The sequence below is a fragment of the Gordonia zhenghanii genome, assembly GCF_021738965.1.
Lineage (GTDB): Bacteria > Actinomycetota > Actinomycetes > Mycobacteriales > Mycobacteriaceae > Gordonia > Gordonia zhenghanii.
Genome location: NZ_JAKKOQ010000005.1, coordinates 200704 through 220190 on the forward strand (window position 1 = coordinate 200704; position 19487 = coordinate 220190).

Here is a 19487-nt window from a genome sequence, read left to right on the forward strand (position 1 = left end):
GTGTGCTGCGTTGGATGACTGCCGGAGAATCACACGGACCGGCCCTGGTTGCCCTGGTCGAGGGAATGGTCGCGGGTGTGGAGATCACCACCGCCGACATCGCCGAACAGTTGGCTCGACGCCGACTCGGATACGGTCGCGGCGCCCGAATGAAGTTCGAGGCCGACGAGGTGACCGTGATCGGCGGTGTTCGCCACGGCCGGACGCTCGGCGGACCGATCGCCGTCGAGATCGGCAACACCGAATGGCCCAAGTGGGAGAAGGTCATGGCGGCCGATCCGGTCGACGCGGACGAACTCGCAGGCACGGCGCGCAATGCCGCGCTGACTCGGCCGCGCCCCGGCCACGCCGACTACTCGGGCATGCTCAAATACGGATTCGACGACGCTCGCCCGATCCTCGAACGGGCGAGCGCCCGCGAGACGGCGGCGCGGGTCACCGCGGGGACCGTCGCACGCAACTTCCTCAAGCAGGTCCTCGGCATCGAGATTGTGTCGCACATCGTCTCCATCGGCGACAGCGAACCGTACGCGGGTCCTCCGCCGCGGCCGGACGACCTCGAGGCCATCGACGCGAGCCCCGTGCGCGCGTTCGGCAAGGACGCTGAGACGTCGATGATCGAGGAGATCGAAGCAGCCAAACGAGAGGGCGACACGCTCGGCGGAGTCGTCGAGGTCATCGCCACCGCTGTTCCAGTCGGTCTCGGCTCCCATGTGAGCGGCGAGACTCGATTGGACGCGCGACTCGCGGCGGCGCTGATGGGCATCCAAGCCATCAAAGGCGTCGAAGTCGGTGACGGCTTCGAGACCGCGCGACGCCGTGGCAGCCAGGCGCACGACGAGATGGTTCCGGGCGCCGACGGCGTACTCCGGTCGACGAACCGGGCAGGCGGACTCGAAGGCGGCATGACCAACGGCGAAGATCTGCGTGTGCGCGTCGCGATGAAGCCGATCTCGACGGTGCCGCGCGCCCTCTCGACCGTCGACATGACCACCGGCGAGCCGGCGAGCGCGATCCACCAACGCAGCGACGTGTGTGCGGTGCCTGCCGCCGGAGTCGTGGCCGAGGCGATGGTCGCACTCGTCGTCGCGCAGGCGGCGTTGGAGAAGTTCGGCGGCGACTCGGTGGCCGAGACGCAGCGGAACGTCCGCGCGTACCAGGACGCCGTGAACTCGCGTCCACCGCGTCCATGACCGATCGGCCAGTGCCCGACTGGCCCCCCGCTGACAGACCGACCGTCGTCTTGGCCGGCTTCATGGGGTCCGGGAAGTCGACGGTCGGACGGATGCTCGCCGAGCGCCTGGCAGTCGACTTCGTGGACACCGACGCCGAGATCGCGAGACGTGCGGGACGCAGCATCCCGGAGATCTTCGCAGCCGAGGGCGAGGACGGGTTCCGGAGGATCGAAGCCGACGTCGTCGGCGATGTGCTCGCGTCGGCCCGTGGCGTCGTCGCGCTCGGCGGCGGCTCGCCGACGGTGCCTGCGATCCGTGCCGCGATGGTCGGTCACCACGTCGTCTATCTCGAGATCGGCGCCGACGACGGCTTTGCGCGGGTCCGCGACTCGGACCGTCCGTTGCTCGCTGCCGACGATCCTGCCGGCCGTTACCGGGACATCCTCGCTGCTCGTACCGGGCATTATCGGGCAGTCGCCACCCACGTCGTCGATGCTGCCGAACCGGTGTCGTCCGTCGTGGCAGCCATTATCCGCCGACTTGATCAGGAGAACTCATGACCGAACCGGTCACCGTCGCAGTCCGCGCAGCGTCGCCGTACGACGTCACGATCGGCCGAGGGCTGCTCGACGACGTCGCGGCTGCGGCGAACGGCGCCGACCGCGTCACGATCGTCTACCAGCCGACACTGGCCGCAACCGCCGAGCAGATCCGTGCGTATCTCGCCGAGCGGGGCTTCGACGCGCACCGCGTCGAGATCCCCGATGCCGAAGCAGGCAAGGACCTGTCGGTCGCCTCGTTCTGCTGGGAGGTGTTCGGCCGAATCGGGATGATGCGCAACGACAAAGTGATCAGCCTCGGCGGTGGCGCGGCCACCGATCTCGCGGGCTTCGCGGCCGCGACCTGGATGCGCGGCATCGGCGTGATCCACGTCCCGACGACACTCCTCGCGATGGTCGACGCAGCGGTCGGCGGCAAGACCGGGATCAACACCGATGCGGGTAAGAACCTGGTCGGCTCGTTTCACGAACCCGACGCCGTCCTCATCGACCTCGCGACGTTGGAGACGGTGCCGCACAACGAGGTCGTGTCCGGATTCGCCGAGGTGGTGAAGACCGGTTTCATCGCCGACCCCGTGATCCTCGATCTGATCGAGGCCGATCCGACCGCAGCCCTCGACCCGAAGGGCGACGTCCTGCCCGAACTGATCCGTCGTTCGGTGCAGGTGAAGGCCGACGTGGTGTCGGCCGACCTCAAAGAGTCGTCATTGCGGGAGATCCTCAACTACGGCCACACGCTCGGGCACGCGATCGAGCGTCGCGAACAGTACAAGTGGCGGCACGGGGCCGCGGTCTCGGTCGGCATGGTGTTCGCGGCGGAACTCGCGCGTCTGGCCGGTCGACTCGATGACGAGACGGCCGACCGGCACCGCACGATCCTCGAACTCGTCGGACTCCCGACGTCGTACGACGACGATGCTCTCAGCGCACTCCTGAAGACGATGGCGGGGGACAAGAAGAACCGGTCCGGCATGCTGCGCTTCGTCGTCCTGGACGGCCTGGCCAAGCCGGGACGGCTGGAGGCTCCGGACCCGTCGCTGATCGCAGCGGCGTACTCGGCGGTCTCTGGCGCCAAACCGTCCGGCGGGGGCGCGATCCTCCTCTGACACACGTCGCCCGCCTACGCGAGGCGTAGGCGGGCGACGGCCAGAACTACCGGTCAGGCGTGATTCAGGCGGAGACGGGAATCTGCTGGGTCTGCTCCTCGGCCTGCTCCTGTGCGCGATTCTCGGCTTTGCGCTGCTCGCGGCGGATGATCAGGCGGCCGATGGAGACGCCGAAGAAGGCAGGAACGAAGACGATCAAGGTGATGAACGACGTGCCTGCCACGATCTCGATCGGGAACGATGCCTGGCCGATGCCGTTGAACCACCCGGCGGTGCCGACTATCCAGCACACGAGGCACGAGACGAACCCAGCGAAGACGCCTGCCTTGAGCCAACGGACGGTGAGATCCGCGTAGTCGTCGGGGTCGGCGTTGGCTCGGGCGTCGCGGATCCCGTCGATCCCGCCCCAGACGATGGCGATGAGGACGACGGCGGCGAGTGCGATCGACGTGGACAGCGTCTTCGACAACGGCGCAGCGATCACGACGGCACCGAGAATCAGGCGTGCCGCGATCTGCACAATGGACATCACGACGCCACGAATAAGCCAAGTCATGTAGGACACAGTAGCCGGATGGAACATGTTCAACAATGGAGACATACCGATGAGTAATACGAACGCCTCACGCCGCGCCGCGCTGGCGGACTCCGCAGCGGTCGATGAGGTCGACGCGATCATCGTCGCCGACCTGAACAATGTGCGGTACCTGACCGGTTTCACCGGCAGCAACGGGGCGGTCCTGGCGTGGACGGGGCCCTCGCGTGACGGCGACCGGATCGGCACGGACGGACGATACGTCACACAGGTGGCCGAACAGAGCCCAGACCTGATCGCCGCGATCTCGCGAGACTGTCCGAGGGAGCTGCTGCGGACGGTCGCCGAACAGCGGCCCGGCGCACACGTAGCGATCGAAGGTCATGTCGTTACCGTCGCTGCATTCGCCCGGCTCACCGAACTCGCCGCAGAGCTCGGTCTGCATCTGCAGCCGGTCGTCGACGCGGTCGAGGAGTTGCGGATCAGCAAGGACGACGGCGAAGTGGAGTTGATCACGTCGGCGTGCGCCATCGGCGACGCCGCACTCGCGGCCCTCGTCGAGCGCGGTGCGATCGCGCCGGGCCGCACCGAACGCCAAGTCGCCCGCGACCTCGAATGGGCGATGTACGAGCGTGGGGCCGACGCCGTCGCCTTCGAGACCATCGTCGCGGCAGGAGCGGGGTCGGCGGTCCCGCACCACCGTCCGACGGACACCGTCCTGGAGGTCGGCGACCTGGTCAAGATCGATTTCGGCGCCGTGGCAGGCGGGTACCACTCGGATATGACACGCACCTTCGTGCTCGGGGAGCCGCAGTCGTGGCAGCGCGAGATCTACGACGTCGTCGCGACCGCGCAGCAGGCCGGACGAGACGCACTCGCCGTCGGCGCCGACCTCGCCGGGATCGACGCCGCGGCCCGCACGGTGATCGCCGACGCGGGATACGGCGAGTACTACGTGCACGGCCTCGGGCACGGTGTCGGCCTGCAGATCCACGAAGCGCCGGGAATCGGTGCCGCTGCGAGCGGTACACTGCCTGACGGCGCAACGGTCACCGTCGAACCCGGGATCTACCTCCCGGGCCGCGGCGGCGTGCGGATCGAGGACACCCTGGTGGTCACCGATACCGGAGCGACGTCGCTGACGGCGACGTCCCGGGCCCTGACCGCCCTATAGGCCCCGACCCGCCCGGTAGACCCTGAACGAACTGTAGACAACGTCTGTGGGCACGGCCCGGCAGACAGAGACGAACAACCGCAAGGAGAACATTCATGGCGACGACCGCCGATTTCAAGAACGGGCTCGTTCTGAAGATGGACAACCAGCTGTGGCAGATCATGGAATTCCAGCACGTGAAGCCCGGTAAGGGACCGGCCTTCGTGCGCACCAAGATCAAGAACGTCACGTCGGGTAAGAACGTCGACAAGACCTTCAACGCGGGCGTCAAGGTCGAGACCGCGACGGTCGACCGTCGCGACATGACCTTCCTCTACAAGGACGGCGCCGACTTCGTCTTCATGGACGGCGAGACCTTCGAGCAGATCAACATCTTGCCCGAGGTCCTCGGCGACGGCGCGCGTTTCCTCCTCGAGAACATGAGCGTGCAGGTCTCCACTCACGAGGACGAGCCGCTGTCGGTGGACCTGCCGGTCACCGTGGAGCTCATCGTCACCCACACCGACCCGGGCCTGCAGGGCGACCGGTCGACCGGTGGCACCAAGCCCGCCACCTTGGAGACCGGAGCCGAGATCAGCGTTCCGCTGTTCATCAACACCGGAGACAAGCTGAAGATCGACTCGCGCGACGGCAATTACCTCGGCCGCGTCAACAGCTGACCAGACCACATCGAGACCAGTAGTAACGAGAACCATCAGTGAGTGAAGCTAAGGGCCGCCACCGCATGCGCGGGCGTGCAGTCGACATCTTGTTCGAGGCCGAGGCCAAGGAGGTCCCGGCGACCCAACTGGTCAAAGAGCGCCGCGAATGGTTCGGCGAGCACGACGCAGTCGGCGAGATGACCGGGTACACCGTCACTCTCGTCGAAGGCGTGTCATCGGATGCCGCGCAGATCGACGCGGTCATCTCGTCGCATCTGGAGAACTGGAAGCTCCACCGTCTGCCTGCCGTCGACCGCGCCATCCTGCGGCTGTCTGTGTGGGAGTTGCTGTACGCGAACGACGTCGACATCAACGTCGTCATCGACGAGGCCGTCAAGCTCGCCAAAGAGCTGTCGACCGACGAGTCGCCCGCGTTCATCAACGGGGTGCTCGGCCGAGTGGCCGAACTCGCCCCTCAGGTCCGCGCCGCAGCCTCGGCGGAGTAGACTTCTTCAACAAGCGCTAATCCTTTAACGGACCGTCCAGTGAGGCGGAGAAGGAGGTCGGCTTGGTTCCGCCGGTCGATGATGCCCACAACTCGAACACCCGTGTACTGCTCGACGCGTCAGACGTCGGCCGCACGGTGGCGAGGATGGCGCATCAAGTCATCGAGAAGACCGCTCTGGACGCACCCGGTTCGCGCCGGGTCCTCCTGATCGGCATCCCTACCCGCGGCACGTCCCTGGCGCGGCGTCTGGCCGCGAAGATCGCCGAATTCACCGGCGTCGACGTGCCGACCGGCTACCTCGACATCACGCTGTACCGCGACGATCTGCGCGACAAACCGCACCGTCCGCTCGAGCGCACGCTGGTCCCCGAAGGCGGCGTCGACGGCGCCCTCGTGATCCTCGTCGACGACGTACTGTTCTCCGGACGAACCGTACGAGCGGCACTCGACGCACTGCGCGACCTCGGTCGTCCGGCCGCCGTCCAACTCGCGGTCCTCGTCGACCGTGGTCACCGCGAGCTCCCGCTGCGCGCCGACTACGTCGGCAAGAACATTCCGACCGCGCGCGGCGAAGACGTGCAGGTTCACCTCCACGAGCACGACGGCCTCGACGAGGTGGTGCTCCGATGAAGCACCTGCTCTCCGCGGCAGACCTCTCACACGACGAGGCGATCGACATCCTCGACGAGGCACAGCGGTTCGAGCAGGCGCTCGCCGGTCGCGAGGTGCGCAAGCTTCCGACGCTGCGCGGGCGAACCGTGATGACCGTGTTCTACGAGAACTCGACACGCACCCGCGTCTCCTTCGAAGTCGCAGCCAAATGGATGAGCGCCGACGCGATCAATGTGAGCGCGTCGACGTCGTCGGTCAACAAAGGCGAATCGCTCCGGGACACCGCGAAGACACTGCGCGCACTCGGAGCCGACGCACTCGTCGTCCGGCATCCGGCGTCGGGGGCGGCCGCCCAGATCGCGCGGTGGACGAACGACGGCACCGATGTACTCGGCATCCCGGGATCGAGCGGGCCGTCGATCATCAACGCGGGCGACGGCATGCACGAGCACCCGACCCAGGCGCTGCTCGACGCGTACACGATCCGCCAGCGCCTCGGCGGCATAGCGGGCCGCCGCGTGGTCATCGTCGGCGACGTCCTGCACTCGCGCGTCGCCCGATCCAATGCGATGCTGCTGTCGACGCTGGGCGCCGAGGTGGTCCTCGTCGCACCGCCGACGCTGCTGCCGACGGGCATCGACACCTGGCCGGTGCGCGTGGCGACCGACCTGGACGCGGAACTGCCTGCAGCCGACGCGGTCATGATGCTTCGCGTGCAGGCCGAACGCATGAATGGCGGGTTCTTCCCGAGCAGCCGGGAGTACTCCGTCCGATACGGGCTCTCCGACGCCCGGACGGCGATGCTCCGCGACGACGTCGTGCTCCTCCATCCGGGTCCGATGCTGCGCGGCATGGAGATCGGCTTCGACGTCGCCGACATCCCGCAGGCGACAGTTCTCGAACAGGTCCGCAACGGCGTCCACGTCCGCATGGCCGTCCTCTTCCGCCTCATCGCGGGCGCCGAGGAATCCGCCAGCGGCCACGATGCTCCCGTCGACAGTCGCGCTGTCGAGTCCCAGACGCCCGACCTTCGAGGAGAGAAGCAGTGACCGTCACCGGTTCGGCCCTGATCACCCACGTCCGGCCCTACGGTGACGGCGACCCGGTCGACATCGCAGTCGTCGACGGCGTCATCACCGAGATCGGCCAGGGACTCGACGCGCCCGAGGGCGCCGAGATCGTCGACGGCGGGGGAGGCGTGCTGCTCCCCGGCTTCGTCGACCTGCACACGCATCTGCGCGAACCCGGCCGCGAAGACACCGAGACCGTCGCATCCGGATCGGCGGCGGCGGCCCGCGGCGGGTACACCGCCGTGTTCGCGATGGCCAACACTGCGCCCGTCGCCGACAACTCGACCATCACCGACCTCGTATGGCGACTCGGCCAGGAAGTCGGCCTCGTGGACGTCCACCCCGTCGGCGCGGTCTCCGTCGGCCTCGTCGGCGAGCAGCTCGCCGAGATGGGGATGATGGCGCAGGGAGCGGCTCGCGTGCGCCTGTTCAGCGACGACGGCAAATGCGTGCACGATCCGGTCTTGATGAAGCGGGCGCTCGAGTACTCGACGGGACTCGGCGTCCTGATCTCGCAGCACTCGGAGGACCCACGACTGACCGTCGGAGCCGTCGCCCACGACGGCCCGACCGCGGCACGACTCGGTCTGGCCGGCTGGCCACGGGCCGCCGAGGAGTCGATCGTCGCCCGCGACGCGCTCCTCGCCCGGGACGCCGGAGCGCGCGTGCACGTTGCGCACGCCTCCACTGCAGGCACCGTGGAACTCCTCAAGTGGGCGCGCGGGCAGGGAATCGAGATCACCGCCGAAGTGACGCCGCATCACCTGCTGCTCGACGACTCGCGGTTGGAGACCTACGACGGCGTCAACAAGGTCAACCCGCCGCTGCGGGAGGCCAGCGACGTCGAAGCGCTCCGGCAGGCGCTCGCCGACGGCTCGGTCGACTGCGTCGCCACCGACCACGCGCCCCATGCGTCGCAAGAGAAATGCTGTGAGTTCTCGCAGGCCAGGCCCGGCATGCTCGGTCTCGAGACCGCGTTGTCGATCGTGGTCCAGACCATGGTGCAGCCCGGTCTCCTGGACTGGCGCGGCGTCGCCCGCGTGATGAGCGAACGCCCCGCCGCCATCGTCGGGCTCGACGATCAGGGCAGGCCGATCGCGGTCGGCGAACCCGCCAATCTGACGATCGTCGACCCGGACTCGCACTGGACGGTCCGCGGCGACGAGATGGCGAGCAGATCACGGAACACTCCGTACGAAGAGATGACACTGCCGGGCGTCGTGCAGGCGACCGTCCTGCGTGGACGGATCACGGCGCAGCGGACGTCAGGAGACTGGACATGAACAGCTGGCAGTACTACCTCGTCATCGCGGTCGTCGCACTCGTGATCTGGTTGCTCCTCGTCTCGCTCATCGTCCTCGGTTGGCGAAACCGAGGACGCCGTCAGGCCGACACGGTCGGCGAGTTCCCCGCGACGCCCGCCGAGCTCGGAATCCCGATCCGTGGCCCGCACACCGGCCTGTACGTCGGCAGCACTCTGGCGCCGAGCTGGCAGAACCGGGTCGCCGTCGGCGACAAGGGCGACCGGGCCACTGCCGAACTCACCGAGTACCCCGGCGGTCTGTTGATGGCGCGGCGCGGCGCATCGGAGATCTGGATCCCCCGAGAATCGATCGTCGCGGTCCGCACCGAGAACGGTCTCGCAGGCAAAGTGATGAGCCGCGACGGTGTCCTGGTGATCCGGTGGGCCCTGCCGACCGGCGTCACGATCGACTCCGGCCTACGCGGCGACGACAAGACGACGTACCCGGAGTGGGTCGAGGCCTACGCCGAATTGAACGAACGGGCATTCGCGGCCGCCGAGGAGCAAGACCTCCCGAACGCGGAGAACGAGTCCGGCACCGACACGAAGAAGGAAGACTAGATGAGCAAGGCAGTACTGGTGCTGGAGAACGGTCAGGTGTTCACCGGTCTGGCCTACGGGGCCATCGGTCAGACTCTGGGCGAAGCGGTGTTCTGCACCGCGATGACCGGTTACCAGGAGACCCTCACCGACCCGAGCTATCACCGGCAGATCGTCGTCGCGACCGCTCCGCAGATCGGCAACACCGGCTGGAACACCGAGGACAGCGAAAGCCTTCTCGGCAAGCGATCGGCTGTCACCTGGTCGGCCGACTTCATCGACCACGACGATCCGGGAAAGATCTGGGTCGCAGGGTACGCCGTGCGGAACCCGACCCGTCGCGTGTCCAACTGGCGTGCGGGTTCGACCCTCGAAGGCGAACTGACCGACCAGGGCATCGTATCGATCGCAGGCATCGACACCAGAGCGCTCGTCCGCGTGCTCCGCGAGAACGGCTCTATGCGCGCAGGCGTCTTCTCCGGTGACGCACTGCGGTCCACCGAGGACATGCTCGAGACCGTGCGGGCCCAGCCGTCGATGGCCGGAGCCGATCTCGCCGCCGAGGTCAGCACCGCTGAACCGTACGTCGTCGAAGCCGCGGGCGGACAGGCCAAGTTCAGGGTCGCAGCCCTGGACATGGGCATCAAGGCCAACACGCCCCGCATGCTCGCAGCCCGTGGCGTCGAAGTGCACGTCCTCCCGTCGTCCGCCACTTTCGCCGACATCAAGGCACTGAACCCCGACGGTTTCTTCCTCTCCAACGGTCCTGGCGACCCGGCGACCGCCGACGCCGCGGTCGAGCTGACCAGTGAGATCGTCGACTCGGGTCTGCCGACGTTCGGTATCTGCTTCGGTAACCAGATCCTCGGTCGGGCCTTCGGGCGCGACACCTACAAACTGAAGTTCGGTCACCGAGGCATCAACATCCCGGTCCTGGACACCGTCAGCGGTCGTATCGCCATCACCTCCCAGAACCACGGCTTCGCGATCGAAGGCGAACCGGGCGAAGAGTTCGACACGCCTCTCGGCCGTGCCCGCGTCTCGCACGTGTGCGCCAACGACGGTGTGGTCGAAGGCGTCGAACTGCTCTCCGGCAAGGCATTCTCCGTCCAGTACCACCCCGAGGCCGCGTCCGGACCGCACGACGCAGCCAACCTCTTCGACAAGTTCGTCCACGTCATGGAGAACTCCGCCCAGGAAGGGACCCTCTCGTAATGCCCCGTCGTACTGACATCTCCCACGTCCTGGTGATCGGGTCCGGCCCGATCGTCATCGGCCAGGCCTGCGAGTTCGACTACTCGGGCACCCAGGCTTGCCGCGTCCTCCAGGCCGAGGGCCTGCGCGTGTCGCTGGTCAACTCGAACCCGGCGACGATCATGACCGACCCGGAGTTCGCCGACGCCACGTACGTCGAGCCGATCAGCCCCGAGTACATCGAGAAGGTGATCCAGACCGAGGCGGCCGCCGGACACCCGATCGACGCCGTTCTCGCGACGCTCGGCGGACAGACCGCGCTCAACGCGGCCGTCGGCCTGCACGACAAAGGAATCCTCGCCAAATACGACATCGAGCTGATCGGCGCCGACTTCGACGCGATCCAGCGCGGTGAGGACCGCCAGATGTTCAAGGACATCGTCGCCGAAGTCGGCGGCGAGAGTGCGCGCTCGGCCGTCTGCTACACGATGGACGAGGTCCGCAAGACCGTCGACGATCTGGGCTTCCCCGTCGTGGTGCGCCCGTCGTTCACGATGGGCGGACTCGGTTCCGGCATGGCCTACGACGACGCTGACCTCGACCGCATCGCGGGCGGCGGGCTCGCCGCGTCCCCGACAGCCAACGTGCTCATCGAGGAGTCGATCCTCGGGTGGAAGGAGTACGAGCTGGAGTTGATGCGCGACAACAAGGACAACGTCGTCGTCATCTGCTCGATCGAGAACGTCGACCCGGTCGGCGTCCACACGGGCGACTCGGTGACCGTCGCTCCGGCGATGACCCTGACCGACCGCGAGTACCAGATCATGCGCGACCTCTCAATCGCGATCCTCCGTGAAGTCGGCGTCGACACCGGCGGCTGCAACATCCAGTTCGCGCAGGACCCGAAGGACGGACGCCTCGTCGTCATCGAGATGAATCCGCGCGTCTCGCGGTCTTCGGCCCTCGCGTCCAAGGCGACCGGCTACCCGATCGCGAAGATGGCGGCCAAGCTCGCCATCGGCTACTCGCTCGACGAGATCACCAACGACATCACCAAGGTGACGCCGGCCGCCTTCGAGCCGACCCTCGACTACGTCGTCGTCAAGGCTCCGCGGTTCGCGTTCGAGAAGTTCCCCGGCGCCGACGACACTCTCACCACCACCATGAAGTCGGTCGGTGAGGCGATGAGCCTGGGCCGCAGCTTCGCCGAGGCGTTCGGCAAGGTGATGCGCTCGATGGAGACCAAGGCCGCCGGGTTCTGGACCGAGGCGGACCGCCCCGACCCGGCGACGCTCGACGTCGAAGCACTCCTGGCCGATATCGCGGTCCCGCGCGACGGTCGCATGCACAAGCTGATGCTGGCGCTCGAGGCGGGCGTGTCGATCGAGCGCCTCTACGAGGTGACCGCCATCGACCCGTGGTTCCTGGCCGAGATCGACGGGATCCGCGAGATCGGGCACCGCGTGCGCGACGCCGACGTCCTGGACGAGGAACTGCTGCGCATCGCGAAGTCGACCGGACTCTCGGACCGGCAGATCGCGGCGCTCCGCAGTGATCTCGCCGACGAGGACGAGGCCCGCGAGTTCCGTGTCGGACTCGGCGTGCGACCGGTGTACAAGACCGTCGACACATGCGCTGCGGAATTCGAGGCGAAGACTCCGTACCACTACAGCGCCTACGAGATCGATCCGGCGGCGACGAGTGAGGTCGCCGTCCAGACCGAGCGTCCCAAGGTGCTCATTCTGGGATCGGGGCCGAACCGCATCGGGCAGGGCATCGAGTTCGACTACTCGTGTGTCCACGCCGCGATGACGTTGAGCGAGGCCGGGTACGAGACGGTCATGGTCAACTGCAACCCGGAGACCGTGTCCACCGACTACGACACCGCGGACCGGCTGTACTTCGAGCCGCTCACGTTCGAAGACGTGATGGAGGTGTACCACTCGGAGAGCGAGTCGGGCACCGTCGCAGGCGTGATCGTCCAACTCGGCGGTCAGACGCCGCTCGGCCTGGCGGCCCGGCTCGAGGCCGCGGGAGTGCCCATCGTCGGCACCAGCCCAGCGGCCATCGACCTCGCCGAGGACCGCGGCGAGTTCGGCCGCGTCCTCACCGAGGCGAACCTCCCCGCGCCGAAGTTCGGCACGGCGACCACGTTCGACGGCGCCCGCGACATCGCGGCGAGCATCGGTTATCCGGTCCTGGTCCGCCCGTCGTACGTCCTCGGCGGTCGCGGCATGGAGATCGTGTACGACGAGCAGGCACTCGCCGACTACATCTCGCGCGCCACCGAGATCTCCGCCGACCGTCCCGTTCTCGTCGACCGCTTCCTGGAAGGCGCCGTCGAGATCGACGTCGACGCCCTGTACGACGGCAGCGAGATCTACATCGGCGGCGTCATGGAGCACATCGAGGAGGCAGGCATCCACTCCGGCGACTCGGCGTGCGCGCTGCCGCCGATCACGTTGACTGCCGCCGTCATCGAGCGAGTCCGCACCTCGACCGAAGCCCTGGCGAAAGGCATCGGCGTCCGCGGCCTGCTGAACGTCCAGTACGCGCTCGCCGACGACACGCTCTACGTCCTCGAAGCGAATCCGCGGGCGAGCCGCACCGTCCCGTTCGTGTCGAAGGCGACGGCCGTGCAGCTGGCGAAGGCCTGTGCCCGCGTCATGATGGGCCGCACGATCGCCGAACTGCGGACCGAAGGCATCCTGCCCGAGTCGGGCGACGGTTCGACCACGCCCGCGCACGCCCCGGTCGCCGTCAAGGAGGCTGTCCTGCCGTTCAACCGGTTCCGGCGCGCCGACGGGACAGGCGTCGACTCGTTGCTGAGCCCGGAGATGAAGTCGACCGGCGAGGTCATGGGCCTGGACGCCGACTTCGGTCGGGCGTTCGCGAAGTCGCAGGAGGGTGCAGGCGGCGCACTGCCGACGTCGGGCACCGTGTTCGTGTCGGTGGCCGACCGGGACAAGGCGTCCATCCTGTTCCCGATCAAGCGCCTCGCCGACCTCGGCTTCCAGATCATGGCCACGGTCGGTACCGCAGACGTACTGCGCCGCAACGGCATTGAGGTGGCGACCGTCGCCAAGGGCGCCGAGTCGGCCGACGGCAAGCGTACCGTGATCGACGAGATCAAGGCGGGCAACGTCGCCATGATCATCAACACCCCGTACGGCACGTCGGGTCCTCGCGTGGACGGATACGAGATCCGCTCGGCCGCGATCGGCGCGACGGTTCCCTGCATCACGACCGTGTCGGGCGCAGGCGCCGCAGTTCAAGGCATCGAGGCGGCGATCGGCGCGACGATGGGCGTCGCGTCGCTGCAACGACGTCACGCCGAGCTGCAGGGCCGACCGTGACCTTCGGTTCGCGTTACGCGGAGACGGTCGCCGCGCGCGGCCGTCTCTGCGCGGGCATCGACCCCCATGCGGAGCTCTTGCGCGAATGGGGTCTTCCGGTGTCGGTTCAGGGTTTACGCGACTTCGCGCAGGCCTGCGTCGCCGGGATCGCTCCCGTAGCCGCCGTCGTGAAGCCGCAGGTCGCGTTCTTCGAGCAGTTCGGTTCTGCGGGATTCGCGGTGCTCGAGGAGACGATCGCCGGGTGCCGGGACGCCGGGGCGATCGTTCTCGCGGACGCCAAGCGCGGCGACATCGGTTCCACGATGGCCGCCTATACGACGGCCTGGCTCGACGACGAGTCGCCGTTGTGCAGCGACGCTGTGACAGTGTCGCCCTATCTTGGATTCGGCTCACTCGACCCCGCAGTCGAAGCGGCCCGAGCCGCCGATCGGGGAGTGTTCGTACTGGCCCGCACGTCGAACCCGGACGGCGGCGGGGTGCAGACGGCCATGGCTGACGGAACCACAGTCGCGCAGTCGATCGTCGACTCGGCGGCCGCGGTCAACGTCCAGAGCTCTGGGACCGTCGGCGTCGTCGTCGGAGCCACCCGCGAGCACGGGCTCGATCTGAGTGCTCTCGGCGGCCCGGTCCTGTCGCCCGGGCTCGGTGCGCAGGGCGCTACCGCCGCTGACCTGGCGCGCATTTTCGCCGATGCAGACCTCTCGTGGCTGCTGCCCGCCGCGAGCCGCAGCATCCTGCGTGCGGGCCCCGACGCCGCAGCGCTCCGCTCCGCCGTGGAGTCCACGCGAGACGAGATCGAGCACGCGCTGCGTTAGGCGTGGTCGAAACCCCGCCTGTGGAATTCGCACTTCCGCATCCGACCGATGTCGACGACGCTCGACCAATGAGCGGATACATGTACATCCTCCGGTGCTCCGACGACTCGTACTACGTCGGGAGCACCCGCAGCGTCGAGAGCAGATTCGCGCAGCATCAGTCCGGCCGTGGCTCTGCGTACACGCGTGAGCGACTGCCCGTGGTCCTCGTGTTCTGCGAGGAGTTCGAGTCGGTCGGCGAGGCGTATGCGATCGAGAAGAAGGTACAGGGCTGGTCGCGAGCGAAGCGTGAGGCGCTCATCGCCGGTCGGTTCGACCTCCTTCCCGCGCTCTCGAAGCGCGGCTACCGTCCGTCCGATCACCTGGATGCTGATTGAGATGGTCTGTGCGGTAGGGGGTTTCGACCCTTCGACGGGGCTCAGGACGGCGCTCGCTCGCCAGCTGCAGGGGAGCGAGTTCTCGGACGGCTACGTGCGGGAGGCGACGGGCGTGCGGTCAACAGGTCGACGCGCCGTCCTGTAGTTGGTTGAGCGAGCGAAGCGAGTCGAAGCCCCGTTCGTTCTCACTCGCCGCCGAGTGCCCTGCCTCTCGAATTTCGAGCTGTCGTATCAGGTCGATCGCTGTCGGAGGATCTGTCTCGGTCAGCTCAGTGAAGCTCGGTCGAGTCTGTCGGTGCGGTAGGGGTTTCGACTCGCTTCGCTCGCTCAACCAACTGCAAGAAAAGCGCTGCTCAGCCGACGACAAGAAGACGCTGTGCAACCAACTGCGGGGGAGCGAGTTCTCGGACCGCTACCTGCGGGCGGCGATGTCCATGCGTTCCCCGGTCGACTCGCGCCGTCGTGTAGTTGGCTGAGCGAGCGGAGCGAGTCGAAGACTCGTTCTGGATGCGTTGTGGTCGCTTGAGCGTGGGCATGTTCGCTGGGGGTCGGTCGATTTGGTCGGTGCAGTAAGGGGTTTCGACCCTTCGACGGGGCTCAGGACGGCGCGCGCTCCGCTCGCTCAACCAACTGCAAGAAAACGCAGCTCAACCAACTGCAAGAAGGCGTTGCTCAACCAACTGCAGGGGTGCGCTCGCTCAACTAATTACAAGAAGGTGCTGCTCAACCACTATTAGGCTGCGCGACAGCTTTGATCACGCAGGGGAGGACACCAGGTTCTCGCGGAAGCGGGCGATCGCGGGCCACGTGTGCTGCTGCGCGTCAGGTCCCGTCAGCAGGCCGAGATGGCTGGACTCGATCGTGTGGAACTCCACGTGCGACGACGAGGTGAGGAGCTTCTCACCGTGACGTGCGGCCGCATAACTGACGATCGCGTCGCGATGGGAGCCGACGAGGAACACCGGGGCGGACACGGCGCGCAGATCGATCGTATGACCGCCGAGATGAAGTACCCCCTCGCCGAGTTCGTTGCGCACCACCAGATTCACGAGCATCTGCTCGCTCACCTTGCCGGCATAACCGGGCATAGCGTTCTGGAAACGGTCGATCACCTGCATGCGAACCAACGCATCGTGGTCGTCGAGGTTGTCGAGGATGAATTTCGGCTTGCGCAGCTCGCGCTGCCACGCCGTCGCTCGGTACGACAGCTGGACCAGGAGAGCGGGGATGCCGCCGAGCGCCTTCAACACGTAGTCGATCGGCTTCCCATCAGTCGGTGCGAGGACTTTGCTCGCCGCGCCGTACATCGGCATCTTCGAGTAGTTCAACGGGGTGCCGACAGTGATGATCGACCGGATCGGCAGGTCTCGACGGTGGGCGGCGGTCAACAACGACAGCGTTCCGCCCAGACTCCAACCGAGCAGATCGACCGTGCCGGGACCGGCCCGGAAATCGCCGACGGCGTCGGCGATCGCACGCGGAACGAAACCGTCGAAGTAGTCCTCGAAACCGAGACCGCGCGCCGCGTCACCGAAGTCGACGACGTACGGGACGGCTCCCGTCGACAAGAGGAACTCGACGACCGAGTTCGCCGGATCGACTCCGGGAGCGAGGTCGTAACAGCTCGCGGGGACCGCCAATGGGGGAACCAGAAGCACGGGGACACGGCCGGCCGCACGAGCCGCATCGAGGTGCTCGCGGCTCCCGTACCTGCGGAGACGTCCGTGCGGACGGTCGCTGACGATCACCGACTCGGTCGCGGATCGAGGCGCGTAATCGTCCCGAAGGACACGGGCGAGGGTACGCAGGTCGTTCAGCATGGACGCACACGGTACTACCTGACAGTTTTCCGCGGCGCGCCCGGGGCCGAGGGTGCAAAGTGTCGGTCGCAGCGGGTACCGTTTGTGCTGGTCTCGGCGGCGAGCGTTACGATCGCCGAAGACCGTGGGGGTCACGAACGATCCTCGCGGCGAAACCACCGGTCGATATTGATAGCGTCGAGCGGACCAACTGAACCCGTAGAAACGAAAGACGGAGGAACCGTGGCTCTTCCCCAGTTGACTGATGAGCAGCGCGCTGCTGCGCTCGAGAAGGCGGCTGCAGCCCGTCGCGTGCGTGCCGAGCTCAAAGAACGCCTGAAGCGAGGCGGCACCGATCTCAAGCAGGTGCTGGCCGATGCTGAGAACGATGAGATCCTCGGCAAGATGAAGGTCTCCGCGCTGCTCGAAGCCCTGCCCAAGGTCGGCAAGGTCAAGGCGCAGGAGATCATGACCGAGCTGGAGATCGCCCCGACCCGCCGTCTGCGCGGACTCGGCGACCGTCAGCGTAAGGCGCTGCTCGAGAAGTTCAGCTCCTGAGCGTGCCCGACGCGAACACCCGATCGAGGGGTCGACTAGTTGTACTGGTCGGCCCCTCGGCCGTCGGGAAGTCCACGGTCGTCCGCCGACTCCGTGACGAACTTCCCGAACTTCACTTCAGCGTGTCGGCTACGACACGTGCTCCGCGTCCCGGCGAGATCGACGGCCGCGACTACCACTTCGTCACCCGCGAAGCGTTCGACGAGATGATCGACGCGGGCGAGATGCTCGAGTGGGCGGAGATTCACGGAGGACTCCAACGTTCGGGCACTCCGTGCGCGCCCGTCGAGCAGGCGATGGCCGAAGGCCGTCCCGTTCTCGTCGAAGTGGATCTGGTCGGTGCACGCAACGTCCGCGAGCATCTGGACGAGGCGATAACGGTGTTTCTGGCGCCGCCGAGTTGGGACGAACTCGTCTCACGACTCACCGGCAGAGGCACCGAGAGCGGCGACGTGATCGAGCGCCGCCTGGAGACAGCGCGCGTCGAAATGGCGGCGCAAGACGAGTTCGGGCACGTCGTCGTGAACGACGATGTCGACGAAACCGTCGAACAATTGCTAAAATTGCTGGTCGGGCCGCGGTCGGAAATGCGGTCGGCCGAACATACTGCGCAGGAGATGTGAGTGAGCACTCAAACCGAGATCGATCAGGCCGTCGTCGACGAGCCCGTGTACGACACCCCGCTGGGGATCACGAACCCGCCGATCGACGAACTGCTTGAGCGCACTTCGTCGAAGTATGCGCTGGTCATCTACGCCGCCAAGCGCGCGCGTCAGATCAACGACTACTACAACCAGCTGGCCGAGGGCATCCTCGAATACGTCGGCCCGCTCGTCGAGCCCGGCGTCCAGGAGAAGGCCCTCTCGATCGCTATGCGTGAGATCCACTCCGATCTGCTCGAGCACACCGAAGGCGAGTAGGCCGGCCGGTGTCGCACGTCCTCATCGGGGTCGGCGGGGGGATCGCCGCCTACAAGGTGTGCAGTGTGATTCGTCACTTCACCGAAGCTGGGCACGATGTTCGGGTGGTCCCGACGCGAGCCGCGTTGAACTTCGTCGGGGCGGCGACGTTCGAAGCTCTGTCGGGTAACCCCGTCAGCACCGAGGTCTTCGACGATGTCGACGAGGTCGCACACGTCGCGCTCGGCCGCAAGGCAGACCTCGTCGTCGTTGCTCCCGCTACCGCCGACCTGATGGCGCGCGCCGTCGCGGGTCGAGCCGACGATCTGCTGACGGCCTCGTTGCTGACCGCGACGTGTCCCGTGCTGTTCGTTCCCGCGATGCACACCGAGATGTGGCAGCACCCGGCGACCACAGCGAATGTCGCAACGCTTCGTGAGCGCGGCGTCACCGTGATGACACCGGCGAACGGACGATTGACCGGCGCCGACACGGGTGCAGGCCGGATGCCCGAGCCGACCGAGATCGGGTTGATCGGCGACCTTCTCCTCGATCGAGCCTCCGCGCTTCCCTACGACCTCGCCGGACGTGAAGTCCTGGTGAGCGCGGGCGGCACTCGCGAGGCCCTCGACCCCGTCCGCTATCTGGGCAATCACAGCTCGGGGAAGCAGGGCTACGCGTTGGCGCGAGCCGCTGCGCAACGCGGAGCTCACGTCACCCTGGTGGCAGGCGCTACGAGCGACCCGGGTGAGCCGGCAGGCGTCGACATCGTCGACATCGACTCCGCTGTGGAACTCGAACGTGAGATGTCCCGCCGTGCACGCGACGCCGACGTCGTCATCATGGCGGCGGCCGTCGCGGACTTCCGCCCTGTCGACATCGCGGGATCGAAGATCAAGAAGGGCGCCGAGGGGCCGGCCCCGATCCACTTGGACACCAACCCCGACATCCTCGCAGGCCTCGTGCAGTCACGAGCGGCCGGCGACATTCCGCGCCAGACCGTCATCGTCGGCTTCGCAGCCGAGACCGGCGACGAAGACGGCGGAGTACTCGACCACGGGCGTGCCAAGCTACGTCGAAAAGGCTGTGATCTACTCGTGGTGAACGCGGTCGGAGACGGTAAAGCGTTCGGCACCGAAGACAATGCCGGATGGATCCTCACTGCGGAGGGCAACGAGACCGCACTCCCATTCGGTTCGAAGACATTGATGGCGAGCAGAATCCTTGACGAAGTCGCCGCCGTCGTGCCTCATAGTTAGGCGAAC

20 protein-coding genes are annotated in these 19487 nt (G+C 67.0%); 18 read left to right on the plus strand and 2 right to left on the minus strand.

The annotated features are described in order from the left end of the window. Positions 1-14 precede the first annotated feature (14 nt). From aroC to aroB, 3 genes are read left to right on the plus strand one after another with little or no spacing between them, the layout of a single operon-like run. The gene (aroC, locus tag L5G32_RS05670; protein ID WP_237010042.1) at positions 15-1193 is read left to right on the plus strand and encodes a chorismate synthase; all 1179 of its coding nucleotides are present in this window, start codon (positions 15-17) and stop codon (positions 1191-1193) included. Continuing rightward, positions 1190-1735, plus strand: a complete 546-nt coding sequence (locus L5G32_RS05675; RefSeq protein ID WP_237010043.1) for a shikimate kinase — start codon at positions 1190-1192, stop codon at positions 1733-1735. The genes aroC and L5G32_RS05675 overlap by 4 nt, the downstream gene beginning before the upstream one ends. Further along, positions 1732-2841, plus strand: a complete 1110-nt coding sequence (gene aroB, locus L5G32_RS05680) for a 3-dehydroquinate synthase (RefSeq protein ID WP_237010044.1) — start codon at positions 1732-1734, stop codon at positions 2839-2841. Before L5G32_RS05675 ends, aroB begins: the two co-directional genes overlap by 4 nt. Positions 2842-2905: 64 nt before the next feature. Here the strand turns inward: aroB and L5G32_RS05685 are convergent, their stop codons facing one another. Then, a complete protein-coding gene (locus L5G32_RS05685) occupies positions 2906-3397 on the minus strand; it encodes a B-4DMT family transporter (protein ID WP_237010045.1) in 492 nt (163 codons plus the stop codon). Positions 3398-3446: 49 nt separating this feature from the next. Here L5G32_RS05685 and L5G32_RS05690 point away from each other — a divergent pair, with 49 nt between their 5' ends. The 11 genes from L5G32_RS05690 to L5G32_RS05740 all read left to right on the plus strand — a co-directional run bounded on the left by L5G32_RS05690 (position 3447) and on the right by L5G32_RS05740 (position 14966). Continuing rightward, positions 3447-4550 carry an aminopeptidase P family protein gene (locus tag L5G32_RS05690; protein ID WP_237010046.1) on the plus strand — a complete coding sequence of 368 codons (1104 nt, stop codon included), beginning with the start codon at positions 3447-3449 and terminating at the stop codon, positions 4548-4550. Positions 4551-4645: 95 nt separating this feature from the next. Next, complete coding sequence (efp, locus tag L5G32_RS05695) at positions 4646-5209, plus strand: elongation factor P (protein ID WP_237010047.1); 564 nt, start codon at positions 4646-4648, stop codon at positions 5207-5209. 38 nt (positions 5210-5247) lie between these two features. Then, on the plus strand, positions 5248-5697 hold the full coding sequence (gene nusB, locus L5G32_RS05700) for a transcription antitermination factor NusB (RefSeq protein ID WP_372491640.1): 450 nt from the start codon (positions 5248-5250) through the stop codon (positions 5695-5697). 62 nt (positions 5698-5759) lie between these two features. Further along, positions 5760-6329, plus strand: a complete 570-nt coding sequence (gene pyrR, locus L5G32_RS05705) for a bifunctional pyr operon transcriptional regulator/uracil phosphoribosyltransferase PyrR (protein ID WP_237010048.1) — start codon at positions 5760-5762, stop codon at positions 6327-6329. Then, positions 6326-7360: an aspartate carbamoyltransferase catalytic subunit gene (locus L5G32_RS05710; RefSeq protein ID WP_237010049.1), complete on the plus strand. Its 1035-nt coding sequence runs from the start codon at positions 6326-6328 to the stop codon at positions 7358-7360. Before pyrR ends, L5G32_RS05710 begins: the two co-directional genes overlap by 4 nt. Next, complete coding sequence (locus tag L5G32_RS05715; protein WP_237010050.1) at positions 7357-8664, plus strand: dihydroorotase; 1308 nt, start codon at positions 7357-7359, stop codon at positions 8662-8664. Before L5G32_RS05710 ends, L5G32_RS05715 begins: the two co-directional genes overlap by 4 nt. Further along, positions 8661-9245 (plus strand): PH-like domain-containing protein, encoded by a 585-nt coding sequence (locus L5G32_RS05720; RefSeq protein ID WP_237010051.1) that lies wholly within the window; start codon positions 8661-8663, stop codon positions 9243-9245. Before L5G32_RS05715 ends, L5G32_RS05720 begins: the two co-directional genes overlap by 4 nt. Beyond that, the gene (gene carA / locus L5G32_RS05725) at positions 9246-10439 is read left to right on the plus strand and encodes a glutamine-hydrolyzing carbamoyl-phosphate synthase small subunit (RefSeq protein ID WP_237010052.1); all 1194 of its coding nucleotides are present in this window, start codon (positions 9246-9248) and stop codon (positions 10437-10439) included. Then, positions 10439-13774, plus strand: coding sequence for a carbamoyl-phosphate synthase large subunit (carB, locus tag L5G32_RS05730; RefSeq protein ID WP_237010053.1), 3336 nt, complete (start codon positions 10439-10441; stop codon positions 13772-13774). The genes carA and carB overlap by 1 nt, the downstream gene beginning before the upstream one ends. Further along, entirely contained in the window at positions 13771-14589 is an 819-nt protein-coding gene (gene pyrF / locus L5G32_RS05735; RefSeq protein ID WP_237010054.1) for an orotidine-5'-phosphate decarboxylase, read from the plus strand. Before carB ends, pyrF begins: the two co-directional genes overlap by 4 nt. 68 nt (positions 14590-14657) lie before the next feature. Further along, the gene (locus L5G32_RS05740; RefSeq protein WP_237010055.1) at positions 14658-14966 is read left to right on the plus strand and encodes a GIY-YIG nuclease family protein; all 309 of its coding nucleotides are present in this window, start codon (positions 14658-14660) and stop codon (positions 14964-14966) included. 755 nt (positions 14967-15721) lie between these two features. On the opposite strand, the gene L5G32_RS05745 is transcribed toward L5G32_RS05740, so the two are convergent. Beyond that, on the minus strand, positions 15722-16786 hold the full coding sequence (locus tag L5G32_RS05745; RefSeq protein WP_237010056.1) for a polyhydroxyalkanoate synthase family protein: 1065 nt from the start codon (positions 16784-16786) through the stop codon (positions 15722-15724). A 222-nt stretch (positions 16787-17008) separates the two neighbouring features. Between L5G32_RS05745 and mihF the strand changes: the two genes are divergently transcribed. From mihF to coaBC, 4 genes are read left to right on the plus strand one after another with little or no spacing between them, the layout of a single operon-like run. Beyond that, complete coding sequence (gene mihF, locus L5G32_RS05750) at positions 17009-17323, plus strand: integration host factor, actinobacterial type (protein ID WP_132993466.1); 315 nt, start codon at positions 17009-17011, stop codon at positions 17321-17323. A 2-nt stretch (positions 17324-17325) separates the two neighbouring features. After that, a complete protein-coding gene (gene gmk, locus L5G32_RS05755) occupies positions 17326-17946 on the plus strand; it encodes a guanylate kinase (protein WP_237010057.1) in 621 nt (206 codons plus the stop codon). Next, positions 17947-18243 carry a DNA-directed RNA polymerase subunit omega gene (gene rpoZ / locus L5G32_RS05760; protein ID WP_237010058.1) on the plus strand — a complete coding sequence of 99 codons (297 nt, stop codon included), beginning with the start codon at positions 17947-17949 and terminating at the stop codon, positions 18241-18243. Positions 18244-18251: 8 nt separating this feature from the next. Then, positions 18252-19481: a bifunctional phosphopantothenoylcysteine decarboxylase/phosphopantothenate--cysteine ligase CoaBC gene (gene coaBC, locus L5G32_RS05765; protein ID WP_237010059.1), complete on the plus strand. Its 1230-nt coding sequence runs from the start codon at positions 18252-18254 to the stop codon at positions 19479-19481. Positions 19482-19487: the final 6 nt, after the last annotated feature.

Bases quoted from the DNA above. Each gene is read 5' to 3' on its own strand.
- carA (WP_237010052.1), top strand. From the start codon at position 9,246: ATGAGCAAGGCAGTACTGGTGCTGGAGAACGGTCAGGTGTTCACCGGT.
- L5G32_RS05690 (WP_237010046.1), top strand. From the start codon at position 3,447: ATGAGTAATACGAACGCCTCACGCCGCGCCGCGCTGGCGGACTCCGCA.
- L5G32_RS05720 (WP_237010051.1), top strand. From the start codon at position 8,661: ATGAACAGCTGGCAGTACTACCTCGTCATCGCGGTCGTCGCACTCGTG.
- L5G32_RS05675 (WP_237010043.1), top strand. From the start codon at position 1,190: ATGACCGATCGGCCAGTGCCCGACTGGCCCCCCGCTGACAGACCGACC.
- aroB (WP_237010044.1), top strand. From the start codon at position 1,732: ATGACCGAACCGGTCACCGTCGCAGTCCGCGCAGCGTCGCCGTACGAC.
- carB (WP_237010053.1), top strand. From the start codon at position 10,439: ATGCCCCGTCGTACTGACATCTCCCACGTCCTGGTGATCGGGTCCGGC.
- L5G32_RS05740 (WP_237010055.1), top strand. From the start codon at position 14,658: ATGAGCGGATACATGTACATCCTCCGGTGCTCCGACGACTCGTACTAC.
- L5G32_RS05685 (WP_237010045.1), bottom strand. From the start codon at position 3,397: ATGACTTGGCTTATTCGTGGCGTCGTGATGTCCATTGTGCAGATCGCG.
- aroC (WP_237010042.1), top strand. From the start codon at position 15: ATGACTGCCGGAGAATCACACGGACCGGCCCTGGTTGCCCTGGTCGAG.
- L5G32_RS05745 (WP_237010056.1), bottom strand. From the start codon at position 16,786: ATGCTGAACGACCTGCGTACCCTCGCCCGTGTCCTTCGGGACGATTAC.
- L5G32_RS05710 (WP_237010049.1), top strand. From the start codon at position 6,326: ATGAAGCACCTGCTCTCCGCGGCAGACCTCTCACACGACGAGGCGATC.
- efp (WP_237010047.1), top strand. From the start codon at position 4,646: ATGGCGACGACCGCCGATTTCAAGAACGGGCTCGTTCTGAAGATGGAC.